The sequence below is a fragment of the Nocardia sp. NBC_00416 genome (assembly GCF_036032445.1).
Classification (GTDB): Bacteria; Actinomycetota; Actinomycetes; order Mycobacteriales; family Mycobacteriaceae; genus Nocardia.
Genome location: NZ_CP107932.1, coordinates 5,809,828 through 5,826,773 on the forward strand (window position 1 = coordinate 5,809,828; position 16,946 = coordinate 5,826,773).

A 16,946-nucleotide genomic window follows, 5' to 3' on the forward strand; every position below is an offset into this window, starting at 1 on the left:
CCCTCCCTGCGCCGAGTCCAGCGAGGCCCTCGAAGGTTGCGGCCCGGTCCGCTGTTCAGCGCCCGAAGCGCATGCGCCGCAGGCGCGAGTCTCGGGCCCCGCCGAGTCGGCGTCGTTTCCCGCAGCCGTCCCATCCGAGGTTCGCAGGACTTGTGCCCGCAGGTCGTTGCTCTTTCCGGATGGTCAGCATTCGTGGCCGGGGCCCGCCCCGGTTCTGGAGCGACGAAGCGAAGGAGCGCAGCGACTGAGCGTAGGAGTGAAGAACCGGGGTCAACGAGGGCCCCGACCCGCGACGCCGAAGGCGGCGCAAATAAACACAGACCTTCACGAGCAGGCTCGCTCTTCCTCTTCGTCCGAGGGTCCGCGCCGAGTCAGCGGAGGGCCCGCGCCGAGTCGGCGTCGTTTCCGCAGCGGTCCCGCCCGAGGTCTGCAAGACTTGCGTCCGTAGTTCCTGCTTTCCGGATGGTCTGCGTTCGTGGTCGGGGCCCGCCCCGGTTCTGGAGCGACGAAGCGAAGGAGCGCAGCGACTGAGCGTAGGAGTGAAGAACCGGGGTTGACAAGGGCCCCGACCCCGCGCCGCCGCAGGCGGCGCCGATAAACACAGCCCCCGACCCACCTCGCCGGAGACGGGGCAATAAACTCTGAGCAGGCAATTATCCGCGGATTCGGTTTGGAGCTTTCCCCGACAATGACTGAGCAGAACCCCACCGGTGCCGGTGCGTCCTATGCCGCAGCTGGAGTGGACATCGAGGCCGGTGACCGGGCTGTCGAGTTGTTCGCCCCGCTGGCGCGGAAAGCCAGCCGTCCGGAGGTTCAGGGCGGCATCGGTGGTTTCGCCGGATTGTTCGCGTTGAAGAAGAGCTACCGTGAGCCGCTGCTGGCTTCGTCGACCGACGGTGTCGGCACCAAGATCGCGGTCGCGCAGGCGCTGGACAAGCACGACACCCTGGGGCTGGATCTGGTTGCCATGGTTGTCGACGATCTGGTGGTGTGTGGCGCGGAGCCGTTGTTCCTGCAGGATTACATCGCCGTCGGCAAAGTGGTTCCGGAGCGGGTCGCCGAGTTGGTGGCCGGTATCGCCGAGGGATGTGTCCGGGCCGGCTGTGCGCTGCTGGGCGGTGAGACGGCCGAGCATCCGGGGATGATGGGTGCCCAGGACTACGACTTGTCGGCCACGGGTGTCGGCGTGGTCGAGGCCGACGAATTGCTCGGACCGGATCGGGTGCGCCCAGGTGATGTGGTGATCGCCATGGGCTCCTCCGGGTTGCATTCCAACGGCTACAGTCTGGCGCGCAAGGTGCTGCTGGAGATCGACCGGATGTCCTTGACCGGGCATGTGGAGGAGTTCGGCCGCACGCTCGGGGAGGAGTTGCTGGAGCCGACGAAGATCTATGCCAAGGATTGCCTGGCGTTGATCGCCGAGACCGATGTCCGTACGTTCGCGCACATCACCGGCGGTGGTCTGGCTGCGAATCTGGCGCGGGTGTTGCCCGCGGGGCTGGTCGCCGAACTCGATCGCGGAACCTGGAATCCGGCCCCCGTTTTCAAAATGATCGCCCAGCGCGGCCGGGTGGAGCGGGTGGAGATGGAGAAGACCTTCAATATGGGCGTGGGGATGGTCGCCGTCGTCGCGCCCGAGGATGTCGATCGCGCGCTGGCCGTGCTGACCGCCCGCCATATCGAATGCTGGACATTGGGCAGTGTGAAGAAGGCCAAGGATGTGGATGCGCCGCGGGCGGTACTGCTCGGCGATCATCCGCGTTTCTGATCCGGTCCACGCTGTTGTCCGGCGGTCGGATGTTTTCGCGCGGCGAAGGCGTCCGACCGTGTGGGGACTGTGAACGCGCGCTGGTACCGATTCTGTGTGCCGATCGGCGTGGGTTATCGAATTCCTGGAGCGCACAGCCATACTCGAACCAGTAGCGCGCAAATCACCCGCTACTCGGGCACGGCATCCAGTAAGAGGGGCGCGGATAGGCGCCCACTCCTCTGTCCGGAGCCGCCGCTGAACTTCAGATGCTGTCCGGGCCGTATCGCCGGTTCACGTCGTCCACCGCCTGAGAACTCGGCGGGAAACGGCGCGAACCGGCGTAAACGACCGAAGGAGAGGCCTGCGGCCTCCCCCGAGCGTATGCACCTTGGTCAGCGGCGCCAGCTGTCGTAGTCGTCGTCCTCGTCCCACTTGGGGGACAACGAGTCGTCCGCGTCGTGCTCATCCGACAGCACGCCACCACGCGGGGCGTTGTCGCTACCGGAAAGCTCGCGCTGAAGGCTCGTGAAGTCGGTCGACGGCGAGCTGTACTTCAGCTCGCGTGCAACCTTGGTCTGCTTTGCCTTAGCCCGGCCACGGCCCATGGCTGACCCCCTCGCGTCACAGCGGGGCGGCCTGGGGATTGGTGGCGGCCCCGTTCGAATTAATATCTTCCTGACAGACACTTTAGCGCGTGTCCGGCCGTCGCGCTCCCACGAGTGGGCTATCCGCCCGTTCCGCCGCCCGGTTTGCCGATGTTTCGCCGCTCAGTCGCCAGTCGGAATGGATCCAGGTATGGCGCGGATCACACCCACTCGGGTTCCGCCGCCCAGGACCGCCGGTGCGGCCAGAACCGCCAGTTCATCCGACCACGGAACTCCCATACGCTGCAGAACCGCCATGGTCAGCGGGATTCTGGCGCGGTCGGCGCCGTCGTCGATTTTGTACGCGAAAGCGTGGCCGTCCGGTAGCGCGCCCGCGTGCACGCCGTCTGCTCCGATCTTGCAGATCAGTTCGGGCACCGCGTTCATGGTCAGCAGATCTGGTCCGTTGGTGCCCGAAATCACCCGCGGATGCGCGCGCAGAGCGGTGGCGATACGGCGTTCCGGGGTGCCCTCGGCGGCGGTGGCCAGAACCGCGAAGGCGCGGGCCAGATTCGTCAGCGACACCGGGACGATGGGTAGTCCGCAGCCGTCGATGCCCAGGTCGGTTTCGGGCTCGCCGGTCAGTTCGATCACCTGGGCCAGCACGGCCCGTTGTAGCGGGTGGGCGGTTTCGAAGTAGCCGTCGGTGGGCCAGCCGTTCACCACACAGGTCGCCAGCATCGCGGCATGTTTGCCGGAACAGTTCATATACCGCTTCGCGGGTTTCTCCCCTCGGTACAGGACGCCGGCCCTGGCTTGCTCGTCCATCGGCAGGTCGGGCGGACAGGCCAGATCGTCCTCGGCGAAACCGAAACGGTGGAGCAGTCTTTCGACCAATTCGATGTGCTCGGGTTCGCCGGTGTGCGAGGCGGTCGCGATGGCGAGCTCGGCGTCGTCGACCGGGGTGAAGCCGAGTTTGAGCAGTGTGAGGGCCTGCATCGGTTTGTTGGTGGACCGCGGGTAGATGGGTACGTGGACGGAGCCGGCTTCGAAAGTCGGCTCGCCGTCGGGGCCGACGATCACTACCGATCCGCGGTGCACGCATTCCCGGAAACCGGAACGCACCACTTCGACCAGGTCGACGCTCATCGGATCGCCTCCGCTTCCGGATCGTTGCCCGCCGTGACGGGCCCCTTTCCACGTTTCACGTGGCGGGCCACCTGCGCGCGGATGTCGTCGGAGAGGGAGGGCTCCGCGATGAGGAGTCGTTCCAGCCGGTGGGGGTCGGCGCCGGTGAGGACATCGCGGACGGTGATGCCGTGCTCGGGTACGTGCACGAACTCGACCGGGTCGCCGGCGCCCACCGCGCCCTCGGTCAGGACCCGGAAATAGCAGCCGGTGTTCGCCTGGAGGGTGAACCGGCGCACCCATTGCCGTTCGCCCGACCAATGCCCGAAGGTTGCGCACGGCACCCTGGGCGCGCTCACCTCGAACAGCGCGTCGCCGATGGTGCATCGGGCGCCCACCACCGCGTCGCTGAGCAGGAGCCCGGTGACGCGCAGGTTCTCACCGAACCAGCCCGGTGCGAGTTCGCGCCCGAGTTCGGCCGACCAGGCCGCGGCGTCTTCGTCTGCGTAGCCGTACACGGCCTGATGGATGCCGCCGTGGTCGCGGGTATTGCACACATGGTCACCGTCGAGACCCAGCCGCTCGGCCCGGATCCGGCCGGTCACCGGGCGCTTGTCGATCGCGGTGCGCCCCACCCGGCCGGGGACCGGCAGCTCGGCGTGCACGGTGCAGACGGCCAGGACTCGGCCGGTATCACCAATCCGCATCGGCGCGAACTCCTCTCGGATCATGATCGGATCGATTCGATGCGGGTCAGCGGCCCCGGAGCCGTTCGATCGCGCGGCGCCCGGCCTGCGGAGTGTTGTCGTCGATCACCGAATCGGGATCGATGGCGGCGGCCGTGGCTCCCACGGTGAGCTGGGTGTCGGCGGGGACGGATCGTTTGATGAGCGCGAGCGCGATCGGACCGAGCTCGTAGTGGTCGATCGACGTCCCGAGTACGCCCACCGCGCGTGTGCCCGCGGTGACCTGGTCGCCCGCGACGGGCCGGTCGTCGGCCGAGCCGTCCAGATGCAGCAGCACCAGCCGCCGTGGCGGTTTACCGAGGTTGTGCACCCGGGCGACGGTCTCCTGACCGCGATAGCAGCCTTTGTCCAGGTGCACGGCGCCGTATTCGGCGGGGCCGCCGATCCAGTTCACTTCGTGCGGAATGGTGCGGTCGTCGGTGTCGAGGCCGATCCGAGGGCGTCCGGCCGCCACCCGCAGGGCTTCGTACGCCCACGATCCGGCCGGTTCGGCGCCGGCGGCGGTGAGTTCGTTCCAGCGCGCCATCAGCTGGTCGCGGGGGAGGATCAGATCGAAGGAGTCGGCGGTCGGCCAGGGCATCCGGCGGAGGAATCCGCCGCCCGGCACGGCCACGGCCTCATACGTGTCGGGCAGCCGGTCGGCGCCGAGGACACCGATGAGCGTGTGCGCGCGCGGACCCAGAATGCTCAGCACCGCGTAGTCGGCCACCCGCGGCTGTGCGTCGGCCCAGAACACCATTTTGGACAGGAAGTCCAGCAGGCCGGGGCCACGGTCGCCCTCTGTATCGATCCAGACGGTCGCGTCGAGCTCGGTGAGGACGAAATGGTGCTGGACCCGGCCGTTGAGATCGAGGTCCAGGTTCTCCGCGGAGCGGCCGTCGCCCAGTTCGGCGATGTGCTGACTGGTGATGGTGTGCAACCAGCTGAGCCGTTCGGCTCCGGTGACAGTGAGCACGAAGCGGTGGGAGCGGTCCACGATCGCGACCCGTTCGGCGGCGGCGCGCTGCTCACCGAGCGGATCGCCGTAATGCCAGGCGACCGCGGCGTCCGGCGAGCCGGGCGGGGCAGCGACGGCTCCCGGTACAGCGAGGACAGGACTGGGTGCGGCGAGCACGGACACGGCCTCCACTTTAGGAGCTGATCACCGGTTCGCGCATCAGCGGGGGGTTGACCAGGCGGTTCGGGTCGTATCGACACCGTCCGGCCGGGTCGCCGTGCGCGGCCCGGGTCAATCCGGGCCGGGCCGGACCGGGACCAGCGGCAGCCAGCGGGTGATCTCCGCGGCCCGGCTGCCGGAGGCGTCCACGGCGCCCGCGGCGACGGCCGTCGCGAAATCACGCAGGCCGGTCGCGAGCAGCAGCCAGGTCCGTGGATCGGTTTCCACGACATTCGGCGGTGTGCCGCGAGTGTGCCGGGGACCTTCGACACATTGCACGGCGACGAACGGCGGAACCCGTACCTCGACGGAATGTCCGGGTGCCGTGGCCGCGAGAGCCCGGGCCGTGCCACGCACCGCCGCGGCCAGCTCGGCGCGTGTCGGAGCCGGATGGGTTTCGTCGAGCAGCCAGTCGCGCACCGCGGTCACCGCCGCGCGCACCACGCCCGGGTCGATTTCGGTCCGTCGCGCCATTGCCCGACCTTAGCCACCGGAACCAGCTCGATCGAAATGGTGGATTCCGAACCTTCGCCGCGGTATCGGGGGCGGCGAATTCCACCGCCGTTGTCGGGACTGCCCGGATTTCCGGCCCTCATGGCAGCCGGTGTTGGCCTACGCTCGTGCGCATGGTGGATCGAGTTCTTGTAACACTCGACGGCGAAGTCCGCGACGCGGACCAGCCGTTGTTGTATGCCGACGATATCGGTGTCCTGCGCGGCGACGGGATTTTCGAGACGGCACTGGTCCGCGGCGGCACCGTCTGCGCGCTCGATTTCCATCTGGCGCGGCTACGGCGCTCCGCGCAAGCGCTCGATCTACCCGAACCCGATCTGGCCCGGTGGCGCAACGCGATCGAGACCGCGGCCAAGGAATGGGGCTCCGAGGAGGAGGGGGTCATGCGCCTGGTGCTGACCCGCGGCCGGGAGAGCGCGCTCGGCAACCCCAATGCGGCGGTGCGTTCCGGTGAGCTGTCCGAGGCGGTTCCGGTGCCCACGACCTTCGTCATGGTCACCGGACTGCACGAGAGAGTGGCCGCGGCGAGATCCGAGGGCGTCGCGGTGGTCACCTTGACCCGTGGGATCTCGATCGATCTCGCGCAGGCGGCGCCCTGGCAACTGCTCGGTGCGAAAACCCTTTCCTACGCGACCAATATGGCCGCGCTGCGCTTCGCGGCCCGGATGGGCGCCGATGACGTCATCTTCACCAGTACCGAGCATCGGGTTCTCGAGGGGCCGCGCTCGTCGGTGGTGATCGCCCGGGGCAAGCAGCTGATCACCCCGCCGGCGAAAAACGGCGTGCTGCCGGGTATTACGCAGCGGGCGTTGTTCGCCCAGGCCGAACGCAAGGGGTACGACTGCCGTTACGAACCGCTGTTCTCCGCGGACCTGTTCGACTGCGACAGCATCTGGATGCTCAGCAGTGTGACGCTCGCCGCACGGGTGAATTCGCTGGACGGCGTAAGGATGTCGGCGACGGACTCGGCCGCCGAGATCGTCGACATGGTCGATCGGGGCATCGAAAGGACCGGGACCATCGCCGATTGGTGACCTCGGCGCGCTTCCGCGTGACCGGCCCGTGGCGCACCGGGCGGGATCTGTTGCCCGATCGTGTGCGGTTCGCTCGGCATGTCGTGTCCGCCGACACATTGCTCCGGCGCTCTCGCCGCGTAGGCTGACTCTACGACACGTCGTAGTAACAGGAGGCTCGGTGTGGACGCCCTGGATGTCTCGCGATGGCAGTTCGGCATCACGACCGTCTACCACTTCTTGTTCGTACCCTTGACGATCGGCCTCGCACCGCTCGTCGCCGGGATGCAGACGGCCTGGGTCGTCACGGGCAAGGAGCATTGGTACCGGCTCACCAAATTCTTCGGGAAACTTTTCCTGATCAACTTCGCGCTCGGTGTCGCCACCGGAATCGTGCAGGAATTCCAGTTCGGGATGAACTGGAGCGAGTACTCCCGATTCGTCGGCGACGTATTCGGGGCGCCGTTGGCGCTCGAGGGTCTGGTGGCGTTCTTCATGGAATCCACCTTCATCGGACTATGGATATTCGGCTGGTCGCGGCTGCCCAAACTCGTACATCTGGGAACCATCTGGATGGTGGCGATCGGTGTCAACGCCTCGGCCTACTTCATCATCGCGGCCAATTCCTTCATGCAGCACCCGGTGGGCGCCCGGTACAACCCGGAAACCGGGCGCGCCGAATTGACCAGCATCGTCGAACTTCTCACCAACAACACCGCACTGGCGGCCTTTCCGCACGTCGTAGCCGGGTCCTTCCTCACGGCGGCCACCTTCGTCGCCGGGATCGCCGGCTGGTGGATGGTGCGTCACGCGCGCGGCGGTGATCCGGGAAAGCTCGCCGAGGCGCGCACGATGTGGCGTCCGGTAGCTCGGGTCTCACTGCTGGTGGCGGTGGTCTCCGGTATCGCCCTGGTGTACACCGGTGACGTCCAGGGCAAGCTGATGTTCGACCAGCAGCCGATGAAGATGGCGTCGGCGGAATCGTTGTGCCACACCCAGCTCGATCCGGACTTCTCGATCCTCACCGTCGGCACCCACAACAACTGCGACAGCGTGACCCACGTTCTCGAGGTGCCCTACGTCCTGCCGTGGCTTGCCGAAGGCCGGTTCACCGACGTGGAACTCGCCGGCGTGGTCGACCTCCAGCAGGCCTACAACGAGAAATTCGGACCGGGCGACTACCGGCCCAATCTTTTCGTCACCTACTGGTCGTTCCGTGCCATGATCGGCCTCGCCGCCGGATCGGCGCTGCTGGTCTTCGTAGGTTTCTGGGTAACCCGGCGCGGCCGGGTACCCGATCAGCGCTGGTTCTCCTGGCTGAGCCTGCTGGTCATTCCGACCCCTTTCCTCGCCAATTCGGCCGGCTGGGTGTTCACGGAGATGGGCCGGCAGCCGTGGGTGGTCGTACCCAACCCCACGGGCGACCAGAACCTGCGGCTGATGGTGCAGCAAGGAGTGTCCGATCACGCGACCGCGACCGTCTGGATCTCCCTCGTCACCTTCACTCTGCTCTACGGCCTGCTCGCCGTCGTGTGGTTCTACCTGATGCGGCGGTACGTGCTCGAAGGCCCGGAACGACCATCCGGCGGCCCCGCCGACGGGTCGGCGGAGAAGCCTGCCACCGAACAGCTTTCGTTCGCCTACTAGGAGTCCGGGATGGAACTGCAGGAATTCTGGTTCGTACTGATCGGTGTGCTGTTCACCGGGTACTTCGTCCTCGAGGGCTTCGATTTCGGGGTCGGCATGCTCATGCCGATCCTCGGGCGAGGGTCCGATGCCCGCCGGCGCGTGGTGCTCAACACCATCGGGCCGGTGTGGGACGGCAACGAGGTCTGGCTCATCACCGCAGGCGGCGCGCTGTTCGCGGCCTTTCCGGAGTGGTACGCGAGCATGTTCTCGGGTTTCTACTTCCCGCTGCTGCTGCTCCTGGTGGCGTTGATCCTGCGGATCTGCGCCATCGAATACCGCGGCAAGATCGACGATCCGCGCTGGCGGGCCCGCTGCGATATCGGGATCGGCATCGGTTCCTGGGTGCCCGCGCTGGCCTGGGGCTGGGTTTTCGCCAATATCGTGCGTGGGGTGCCGCTGGACGCCGACAAACAGTTCACCAGCGCGTTCGGCGGACTGTTCAGTCCCTACGCACTCCTGGGCGCACTCACCACCGGACTGCTCTTCGCGCTGCACGGCGCGGTGTTCCTGACCCTCAAGACCGACGGCGAGGTCCGCGACGATTCGGTCCGCACGGCCCGGCTGCTGCTGGTGCCGACGGCGTCGGCCGTCGCCGGTTTCGGGCTGTGGACACAGTTCGCCTACGGGTCCGGCTGGACCTGGATCCCGGTGGTGCTGGCGGTGTTCGGGCTGATCGTCGGGGCCGCGGCCCTGCTCGCGGGCCGCGACGGCTGGTCCTTCGCCGGGACCGCGCTCACCGTGCTGGCCGCCTCCGGGTTGCTGTTCGGCGCGCTGTTCCCGGATGTGCTGCCCTCCACGATCGACCCGGCCTTCAGCTTGACGGTGGACAATGCCTCGTCCACCCCGTACACACTGAAGGTCATGAGTTGGGCGGCGGTGATCGTGACGCCGGTGGTGCTCGGTTATCAGGCCTGGACGTACTGGGTGTTCCGGAAGCGGATCAGTGTCGAGCACATCCCGCCCGGAATCGGACTTCCGCCCCGCGTCGCAACCGAGGAGTGACCCCATGGCCCGACCGCCCGTGGATCCACGGCTGTGGCGGTATGCGCGCTCGGCCCGCCGTTATCTCGCGCTGAGCGTCGGCCTCTCGCTGGTGACCACGGTGACCATCGCGGTCGCCGCCGTACTGCTGGGGCGGGTGCTGGCCGGTGTCGTCACCGATCCCGCCCGGCGCTCGATCGGGTCGTGGACCGCGGAACTGATATTCCTCGCTCTCGCGCTCGGCGGCCGGGTGCTGGCCGCCTGGTGGCAGTCCCGGATCGCGCACCGGGCCGGGGCCCGGGTCGTCGCCGAACTGGAAGAGTCGGTCCTCGCCACCGCCGCCGGGCTCCCGCCCCGGGAATTGGAGGTACGACGCACCGAACTCGCCGTCGTGGTGGGCAGCGGCCTGAACGGGCTGCGCGGCTATCTGACCGGCTACGTACCAGCCCTGCTGCTCGCGGTCCTGGTGCCGCCGGTGGTGCTGGCAGTGATCGCGGCACACGATCTCACCTCGGCACTCGTCGTGGTCGTCACGCTGCCGCTGATCCCGCTTTTCATGGTCCTCATCGGACTGCTCACCGAGGGACGTGCGCGCGCCACCCTCGACGCCGCCACCCAGCTGTCCGATCAACTGTTGGACTTGTTCGCCGGGATGCCCACGCTGCGCGCGCTCGGCCGGGAGACCGCGACCGGGCCGGAGGTCCCCGGGCGGAGTATGGGCGGACGGGTGCGGGAGTTGGGGGAGACGCTGCACCGCCGCACCATGGGCGCGCTGCGGATCGCATTCCTCTCCTCGATGGTGCTCGAACTGCTGGCCACGCTGTCGGTCGCGTTGGTCGCGGTCGCGATCGGAATGCGCCTGGTACACGGCGATATGAGCCTGTACGCGGGGATCGTGGCCCTGGTGCTGGCCCCGGAGGTCTATCTGCCGCTGCGCTCGGTGGGCGAGCGTTTCCATGCCGCGCAGGACGGGATGGCGGCCGCGGACAAGGCTTTCGCGATTCTCGACCCGGTCCCCGCCGACGCGGCGAGCGCCGGAGAGGTCGCGTCGTCCGGCGGGCCGCGCACGATCGACCGCGCATCCGCCGGTGGCGACCGGCGCCGGTCGCCGAGGACCGGAGGCGACGACGCGGTCGACATCGGATGCGAGACCGGACCCCGGGCTGCGAATCCGGCGTCCGCCGGCATCCGGTCCATGGGCGTCGGCGGCCGGTTACCGGGAACTGTCGAACTCCTGGATCTGACAGTCGATTCCAGAGACGGCACCGCGCCCGACGGTCTGCACGCCGTCTTCCGGCCGGGCTCGGTTACCGCTCTCACCGGCCCCAACGGCAGCGGCAAATCTACCGCGCTACAGGCGATCCTGGGATTGATCGAACCCACCCGGGGCGCCGTACTGGCCGACGGGGTGGATATCCGGGAGATCGCCGCGCCGCAGTGGTGGTCGCGGCTGGCCTGGCTCCCGCAGCGTCCGGTTCTGGTCCCGGGCACACTCCGGGAGAACCTCGAACTGCTCGGCGCCACCGCGGCCGGTCCCGCCCGCCGGGGCGCGGCCCGGGTACTCAGCGAGTTGGACGCCGCCTGCGCTGTCACCGGTTTCGACGCTGTGCTGGACGCGCTGCCCGCCGGATGGGATACCGTGGTCGGGTCCGGGGGGATCGGGCTGTCGCTGGGCCAACGCCAGCGGCTCGCCCTGACCCGCGTATTGGCCGCGGATCGCCCGATCCTGTTGCTGGACGAACCGACCGCCCATCTGGACCGCGACAGCGAAGTCGCGGTGGCCGCGGCGCTCACTACGCTGGCGCGCACCGGCGCGACCGTAGTGGTGGTCGCTCACCGTCCCGCCCTGCTCTCCGCCGCCGACGAGATCGTCGCGGTGCCGATGATCTCCCCACGAATGTCGCGATGAGCTCCCGAATCGAAACCACTCGGCGCACCCGCCCCGCGCACCCGGCCCGTGCGGGCCGCCGCTGGGCCCGATGGCGGCTGTCACTGCGCGATATCCGCCAGATGTGGACGCTGCTGGAGATACCTCGATGGCGCCTGGCGGTCGCGATCGGGTGGGGCGTGCTGGCGCTGGGCAGCGCGCTGGGCCTGGCGGCGCTGGCCGCCTGGCTGATCGCCCGCGCCTGGCAGATGCCGCCGGTGCTCGACCTCACGGTCGCGGTGGTCGCCGTGCGAGCGCTGGGGATCTCCCGCGGCCTGTGCCGGTACCTGGAGCGGCTCGCCACCCACGATGTCGCCCTGCGCTCGATGACGGCCGCCCGCACCTCGGTCTACCGCGCGCTGGTCCGGGCACCGCTGTGGCTCACCCGCCGGTCCGGCATCGCATTGCCCGGGGCGGCCGCGGGGGCCGAAGCTCCGCCGACCCCGGGCGGCCCCGGGGCATTCGGCCGGCTGCGGCGCGGCGATGTGCTGGTGCGAGTGGGCACCGATATCGACGATCTCGGCGCCGTGGTGGTCCGGACCTTCGTGCCGATCGCGGTCGCGGCGGTGCTGGCGCTCGCGGCGATCGGCGCACTGGCCCTTATCTCCGCCGCGGCCGCAGCGGTACTGGCCGTGGCGCTGGCCTTCTCCGGGATCGTCGCACCCTGGCTGTCCGCCCGGGCCGCGGCCGGCGCCGAACGGTCGGCGCGCGCGGACCGTGCCGAATTCACCGCGCACGCGGTGACCGTGCTCGACCACGCCGCCGAACTCCGGGTCGCCGGAAAACTGGACGACGCCCTGAAAACCGCGACCGCGGCGAACCAGCGGGTGCTCGCCGCCGAGGACAGCGCGGCCGGCCGCAACGCCTGGGCGGCGGCCGCGATCCCGCTGGCCACCGGAGTGACGGTGCTCGCCGCTCTGTTGATCGGGATCGTCGTCTACGGTCCCGGCGGCGGGACGCCGGGCGCGACGACGCCGATGGCGCTGGCCGTCCTCGTGCTGCTGCCGCTGTCGTCCTTCGAGGCCACCGTCCCACTACCGGCGGCCGCGCAGGCGCTGACGGTGGCGCGTGCGGCCCTGCACCGGCTACGCGTGGTCTCGCCGGACCACCGTCCGGACAGCGCCGAGCCGGCCGCCGGCATCGCCGACCGGATCGGCGCCGGAGTGGCGACGGTCGATACCCGGAAACGAATCGGCACCGGCGGTCACCCGCATCCGTTCCCCTATGCCGACAGTCGCGCGGACGGCGTGGTGATCGGCTGGGTGGGCGACGGGCAGTGGCAGATCCCCGAACGCCCACGGGCGCCCCGGATAGTGGTGGTCGGTCCGAGCGGGGCCGGCAAGACGACCCTGCTGATGGCTTGGGCCGGATTGTTCGACACTCCGGATGCGGATGTGCGATTCTTCGCCGAGGACGCACACCTCTTCGGCACCAGTGTGCTGGAGAACCTGCGAGTGGCCCGCGGCGACCTCGACGCCGGGACGGCCGAGGAATCCTTGCGCGCGGTCGGCCTCGGAGATTGGCTGGACGCGCTTCCCGACGGTGTCCACACCGACCTCACCGGCGGCGCTGCCGCCGTCTCGGGCGGCCAGCGTCGGCGGATCCTGCTGGCCCGCGCCCTGATCTCGTCCGCCCGGGTACTGCTGCTCGACGAACCCACCGAACACCTGGACGCGGCGGACGGCGCCGAACTGTTGCGCGCACTACTCGATATCGACAGCGGGCTGGTCGGGCCGGAGCGTGATGTGGTGGTGGTCACCCATCAACTCCCCGACGCGCACCGCGCCGGCCTGGTCGTCACCGTCGATGAATCCGGCCAGGTACGGGCGGCTTTACCGGAGGCGATCGCCACTCGTTACGCCCTCGACGAAATTCCGTTGCCGAGCCCGGCCGGTCGTGGCTAGATTCGTCAGTACACAAGGAAGGAGGTGATCCCAGGAATGGAAATTCTTAGGACGAGTGAGGTGGCTACCAGCTGACGCTGTAGCCGGCTCCTACGGATTCCGACCGCTACGGCGCTCAGCGAATCCACGGTAGCCACCCGGCCCCCGAGTCCCCGGTCCGTCCGATCGGGATCGGATGCGGTAACCCGCGGTGTTCACACCCGGGTCCGCGCCGATACGGCTCGGGGGTCGTTCCGTGTCCGGGATCAACCGGCCGCGAAATCAGCCGATATAGCGCTGCAGCCGTGCGGAAAGCCGTGGTTGCAGCGGTCCGTCGGCCACCACGCGCTCTTCCACATAGGCCAGATCCCCGCCCTCGACGATCCCGTACAGGCGTTTGGCGCCGCCGACCACCACACCGGTCTGACTGCGGATCACCACATCGGTGGCCAACTCCCAGGACGACTGCGTGAGCGCGGTGCCGTAGAACAGTTCGACGATTCCGGTGCTGTGGGTGAGCAGCAACTCCAATACCTCGTCGCTGCCGTCGACCCCGACCCGCCAGAACCCGTGCTCGCGCAGGTCGGGACCACCGTAGCTGCCGTCGGACTCCACGAACCAGGAGCGCGAATCCCAGCTCAGGTAGTCCCCCCCGTCATGAGAAACCACGATCTGCTGTCCGAAGCGGTAATCGCCGCGTTCGGGGTTGTTCCCCTCACCCTCGCCGCGCCAGACGCCGACCATCGGCAGCAGCGCCAGCATGGCCGGATTCAGGTCCGGGCCGAGTCGCAGATTCGCCGTGTCTTCGGGGAGCGGGAGGTCGGGGAGAACGGGGATATTGCGGCTGCCGGTCGCTTTGGCGCGCTCAGCTGCGTGAGCCACCGCCCGATCGCCGCTCAGCGTCGAGTGATCCTCGGCCGACGGGTCACCGGGCCCGGCGGAATCGGCCGGGAGCTTCCCGTTGGTGTTGTCGCTCGCTCGCTCGGCCGGATCGGAACCCTCGCTAGCGAGATCGCTCATGACTCGGTGAACAGCCGGTAGAAGACGTACAGGCCGAACCATCCGATGAGGATCGAAACGGCGATCAGCAGAATCTCGAAGAAGAGGACCACAGCTGAAGTTTATTGCGTCGCCTCCGGCGCCGCGGGGCCGGGGGTTGTGTTGGATTGCGTCGCCTCCGGCGCCGCGAGTCCGGGCCCAATCAACCCCGGTTCTTCACTCCGGCACTCGGTCGCTGCACTCCGCGCTTCGTGAGGCCGGACCCCGACCGCTGAGACGCGGTGCCCGGAAACACCCTCGATGAGCGGGGGCGGGATCATGGAACGCAGAACGGCCCAGGACGGCCCGCTGGGGGCCGGCCTGGGCCGTTGCGTGTCTCCTACTTCGAGACAGTGACGTCCACGTTGTGGATACCGGGGGTGCCGGGACGGAGTTCGGCGGTGCCGTTCCCCGCCGACGAGAGCGCCCGCAGCGTCCACGTGCCCGGCGCCGCGAAGAAACGGAAGTCTCCCGTACCCGAGGCCACGACCTCGGCGGTGAAATCACCGTTGCCGTCGAGCAGACGGACGAACGCGCCGCCGACCGGCTCGGCGTCGCCGCCGAGCACACGGCCGGTGATCACCGTTTCCTTCTCGACATCGACCCCGGCCGGGATGGCCTGGCCCTGCGTAGGTGCTGCACACATTGGTGGTTACTCTCCCAACTCGATAGGTGCGCCGACCAGCGAACCGTATTCGGTCCAGCTGCCGTCGTAGTTCTTGACGTTCTGGTGGCCGAGCAGCTCCTGCAGCACGAACCAGGTGTGCGAGGAGCGCTCGCCGATACGGCAGTAGGCGATGGTCTCCTTGTTGCCGTCCAGACCGGCCGTTCCGTAGATCTCGGTGAGATCGGCATCGGAGCGGAAGGTGCCGTCCTCGTTCGCGGCCTTGCTCCACGGCACGTTGATCGCGCCGGGAATGTGGCCCGGACGCTGGCTCTGTTCCTGCGGCAGATGCGCGGGGGCCAGGATCTTGCCGGAGAACTCGTCGGGGGAGCGCACGTCGACCAGGTTCTTGGTCCCGATCGCGGCGATGACCTCGTCGCGGAAGGCGCGGATGGTGTTGTCGGGCTCGGCCGCCTTGTACTGGGTGGCCGGACGGCTGACGTCGTCACTCGAGAGGGGGCGCCCGTCGAGCTCCCACTTCTTGCGGCCGCCGTCGAGCAGTTTGACGTTGTTGTGACCGTACAGCTTGAAGTACCAGTAGGCGTAGGCGGCGAACCAGTTGTTGTTGCCGCCGTACAGGATGACCTCGTCGTCGTTGGCGATACCGCGCTCCGAGAGCAGCGTGGAGAACTGCTCCTGGTTCACGAAGTCACGACGAACCTGATCCTGCAGGTCCTTCTTCCAGTCGAGCCGGACGGCGCCCTCGATGTGTCCGCCTTCGTAAGCGGTGGTGTCCTCGTCGACCTCGACGAAGACGACGCCGGGGGTCTTGAGGTTCTCTTCGGCCCAGTCGACGGAGACCAGGACATCGGAGCGAGCCATGTTTTCCCTTTCAGTGGTGACAGCGATTCAGTTCAGTTCGATACGGGGGATTCGGAGGTGGTGTTCGAACGCAGCCGGGTGAGCAGCGGGTACAGCTTGCAACCGAGGCAGATCCCGAACGCGGCGTTCAGGAAAGCCGCGAACAGGGCGAACCCGGCGAACACCGCGCCCACAGCGGAGGCGCCGAGTGCGAAACCCAACAGACTCACGGCGGCGAACGCGAAACCGAGCAGCTGGGCGAATCGTAGCGGCGCCGTCGGTTCGGTCTCGGTGACCGGGCCCAGCCGTGGCGCGACCAGCGCGGCATAGGCGAGCCCGTAGGGGTGTCGTTTCGGCCCGAGCCATGCGCCGAGCGCGAATACGACGGTCTGGACGGCGATCAGTACTCCGGCGGCGACCGGTGAGACCGCCGCGAGCAACAACACGAGTACCAGGACGGCCGTGGTCACCCAAGCCACGAAACGAGGACCACGGATATCGACCCGGTCGGGGATTGTGGTGATAGAGGACATGAACGAAACTCCTGCGCTCGAACTGTTCGGCGGAATTCGGCCGGTTCGCCGGGGGATGAGAATCGCTCGCGCGGACGAACCGTGGTCGGCGTCAGGAAGAAGACCCGACCGCTAACGGCACAGGCAGCAACAACCACCGAGGCGGCACAGGTCGACTGTGCGGCGACGGGTGAGCATCAGCTCGTGGTGGTTTTGCACAACGGGCAGTCTACCCAATGTCGGCGCGTGCCGAATGGGTAGGGGGTGATCAGCTGGTCAGGGGCCTTGTCACGGCGGGCTTCGCAAAGTGGTCGGGGCCCGCCCCGGTTCTGGAGCGACCGAGCGAAGGGGTTCAGCGACTGAGCGCAGGGAGGTGAGGGTTGGGGATCGCTGGGATTCCCCTCGCGTCGTGTTCTTTTCTGTCGGATGGTCGGCATTCATGGTCGGGGCCCGCCCCGGTTCTGGAGCGACAGAGCGAAGGAGCGCAGCGACTGAGCGGCGGAGTGAAGAACCGGGGTTGACAAGGGCCCCGACCCTGCCCCGCCGAAGGCGGGGCAATAG

Annotated in this window: 15 protein-coding genes; 6 read left to right on the forward strand and 9 right to left on the reverse strand. The window is 68.3% G+C overall.

What is annotated here, in order from left to right; all coding sequences use genetic code 11:
• Window positions 1–688 precede the first annotated feature (688 nt).
• Window positions 689–1,768, forward strand: coding sequence for a phosphoribosylformylglycinamidine cyclo-ligase (gene purM, locus OG804_RS25165; protein WP_328390512.1), 1,080 nt, complete (start codon window positions 689–691; stop codon window positions 1,766–1,768).
• Window positions 1,769–2,142: 374 nt separating this feature from the next.
• On the opposite strand, the gene OG804_RS25170 is transcribed toward purM, so the two are convergent.
• From OG804_RS25170 to OG804_RS25190, 5 genes are all read right to left on the reverse strand, one after another.
• Window positions 2,143–2,355, reverse strand: coding sequence for a DUF3073 domain-containing protein (locus OG804_RS25170; protein ID WP_328390514.1), 213 nt, complete (start codon window positions 2,353–2,355; stop codon window positions 2,143–2,145).
• Between the two features lie 162 nt (window positions 2,356–2,517).
• Window positions 2,518–3,483 carry an asparaginase gene (locus OG804_RS25175; protein ID WP_328390516.1) on the reverse strand — a complete coding sequence of 322 codons (966 nt, stop codon included), beginning with the start codon at window positions 3,481–3,483 and terminating at the stop codon, window positions 2,518–2,520.
• Window positions 3,480–4,169 carry an MOSC domain-containing protein gene (locus tag OG804_RS25180; protein WP_328390518.1) on the reverse strand — a complete coding sequence of 230 codons (690 nt, stop codon included), beginning with the start codon at window positions 4,167–4,169 and terminating at the stop codon, window positions 3,480–3,482. Before OG804_RS25180 ends, OG804_RS25175 begins: the two co-directional genes overlap by 4 nt.
• Before the next feature lie 46 nt (window positions 4,170–4,215).
• Window positions 4,216–5,328 carry a CAF17-like 4Fe-4S cluster assembly/insertion protein YgfZ gene (gene ygfZ / locus OG804_RS25185; RefSeq protein ID WP_328390520.1) on the reverse strand — a complete coding sequence of 371 codons (1,113 nt, stop codon included), beginning with the start codon at window positions 5,326–5,328 and terminating at the stop codon, window positions 4,216–4,218.
• 108 nt (window positions 5,329–5,436) lie between these two features.
• On the reverse strand, window positions 5,437–5,838 hold the full coding sequence (locus OG804_RS25190; protein ID WP_328390522.1) for a sterol carrier family protein: 402 nt from the start codon (window positions 5,836–5,838) through the stop codon (window positions 5,437–5,439).
• A 152-nt stretch (window positions 5,839–5,990) separates the two neighbouring features.
• On the opposite strand from OG804_RS25190, the gene OG804_RS25195 reads away from it, so the two are divergent.
• From OG804_RS25195 to cydC, 5 genes are all read left to right on the forward strand, one after another.
• Window positions 5,991–6,911: an aminodeoxychorismate lyase gene (locus tag OG804_RS25195; RefSeq protein WP_328390524.1), complete on the forward strand. Its 921-nt coding sequence runs from the start codon at window positions 5,991–5,993 to the stop codon at window positions 6,909–6,911.
• A gap of 162 nt (window positions 6,912–7,073) precedes the next feature.
• On the forward strand, window positions 7,074–8,537 hold the full coding sequence (locus OG804_RS25200; RefSeq protein WP_328390526.1) for a cytochrome ubiquinol oxidase subunit I: 1,464 nt from the start codon (window positions 7,074–7,076) through the stop codon (window positions 8,535–8,537).
• A gap of 9 nt (window positions 8,538–8,546) precedes the next feature.
• Complete coding sequence (gene cydB / locus OG804_RS25205) at window positions 8,547–9,581, forward strand: cytochrome d ubiquinol oxidase subunit II (RefSeq protein ID WP_328390528.1); 1,035 nt, start codon at window positions 8,547–8,549, stop codon at window positions 9,579–9,581.
• A gap of 4 nt (window positions 9,582–9,585) precedes the next feature.
• Window positions 9,586–11,469: a thiol reductant ABC exporter subunit CydD gene (gene cydD / locus OG804_RS25210; RefSeq protein WP_328390530.1), complete on the forward strand. Its 1,884-nt coding sequence runs from the start codon at window positions 9,586–9,588 to the stop codon at window positions 11,467–11,469.
• A gap of 101 nt (window positions 11,470–11,570) precedes the next feature.
• Window positions 11,571–13,391, forward strand: coding sequence for a thiol reductant ABC exporter subunit CydC (cydC, locus tag OG804_RS25215; protein WP_328398733.1), 1,821 nt, complete (start codon window positions 11,571–11,573; stop codon window positions 13,389–13,391).
• 261 nt (window positions 13,392–13,652) lie between these two features.
• Here the strand turns inward: cydC and OG804_RS25220 are convergent, their stop codons facing one another.
• The 4 genes from OG804_RS25220 to OG804_RS25235 all read right to left on the reverse strand — a co-directional run bounded on the left by OG804_RS25220 (window position 13,653) and on the right by OG804_RS25235 (window position 16,406).
• On the reverse strand, window positions 13,653–14,390 hold the full coding sequence (locus tag OG804_RS25220) for an FABP family protein (RefSeq protein ID WP_328390532.1): 738 nt from the start codon (window positions 14,388–14,390) through the stop codon (window positions 13,653–13,655).
• A 358-nt stretch (window positions 14,391–14,748) separates the two neighbouring features.
• The gene (locus OG804_RS25225) at window positions 14,749–15,054 is read right to left on the reverse strand and encodes a DUF1416 domain-containing protein (protein WP_328390534.1); all 306 of its coding nucleotides are present in this window, start codon (window positions 15,052–15,054) and stop codon (window positions 14,749–14,751) included.
• Window positions 15,055–15,060: 6 nt separating this feature from the next.
• On the reverse strand, window positions 15,061–15,894 hold the full coding sequence (locus OG804_RS25230) for a sulfurtransferase (RefSeq protein WP_328390536.1): 834 nt from the start codon (window positions 15,892–15,894) through the stop codon (window positions 15,061–15,063).
• Between the two features lie 32 nt (window positions 15,895–15,926).
• The gene (locus OG804_RS25235; protein WP_328390538.1) at window positions 15,927–16,406 is read right to left on the reverse strand and encodes a DUF4395 domain-containing protein; all 480 of its coding nucleotides are present in this window, start codon (window positions 16,404–16,406) and stop codon (window positions 15,927–15,929) included.
• Window positions 16,407–16,946: the final 540 nt, after the last annotated feature.

What these genes read in the sequence shown, in the direction of transcription:
- purM (WP_328390512.1), top strand. Translation starts at nt 689, where the DNA reads ATGACTGAGCAGAACCCCACCGGTGCCGGTGCGTCCTATGCCGCAGCT.
- OG804_RS25170 (WP_328390514.1), bottom strand. Translation starts at nt 2,355, where the DNA reads ATGGGCCGTGGCCGGGCTAAGGCAAAGCAGACCAAGGTTGCACGCGAG.
- OG804_RS25175 (WP_328390516.1), bottom strand. Translation starts at nt 3,483, where the DNA reads ATGAGCGTCGACCTGGTCGAAGTGGTGCGTTCCGGTTTCCGGGAATGC.
- OG804_RS25180 (WP_328390518.1), bottom strand. Translation starts at nt 4,169, where the DNA reads ATGCGGATTGGTGATACCGGCCGAGTCCTGGCCGTCTGCACCGTGCAC.
- OG804_RS25190 (WP_328390522.1), bottom strand. Translation starts at nt 5,838, where the DNA reads ATGGCGCGACGGACCGAAATCGACCCGGGCGTGGTGCGCGCGGCGGTG.
- OG804_RS25195 (WP_328390524.1), top strand. Translation starts at nt 5,991, where the DNA reads ATGGTGGATCGAGTTCTTGTAACACTCGACGGCGAAGTCCGCGACGCG.
- cydB (WP_328390528.1), top strand. Translation starts at nt 8,547, where the DNA reads ATGGAACTGCAGGAATTCTGGTTCGTACTGATCGGTGTGCTGTTCACC.
- cydD (WP_328390530.1), top strand. Translation starts at nt 9,586, where the DNA reads ATGGCCCGACCGCCCGTGGATCCACGGCTGTGGCGGTATGCGCGCTCG.
- cydC (WP_328398733.1), top strand. Translation starts at nt 11,571, where the DNA reads ATGTGGACGCTGCTGGAGATACCTCGATGGCGCCTGGCGGTCGCGATC.
- OG804_RS25220 (WP_328390532.1), bottom strand. Translation starts at nt 14,390, where the DNA reads ATGAGCGATCTCGCTAGCGAGGGTTCCGATCCGGCCGAGCGAGCGAGC.
- OG804_RS25225 (WP_328390534.1), bottom strand. Translation starts at nt 15,054, where the DNA reads ATGTGTGCAGCACCTACGCAGGGCCAGGCCATCCCGGCCGGGGTCGAT.
- OG804_RS25230 (WP_328390536.1), bottom strand. Translation starts at nt 15,894, where the DNA reads ATGGCTCGCTCCGATGTCCTGGTCTCCGTCGACTGGGCCGAAGAGAAC.
- OG804_RS25235 (WP_328390538.1), bottom strand. Translation starts at nt 16,406, where the DNA reads ATGTCCTCTATCACCACAATCCCCGACCGGGTCGATATCCGTGGTCCT.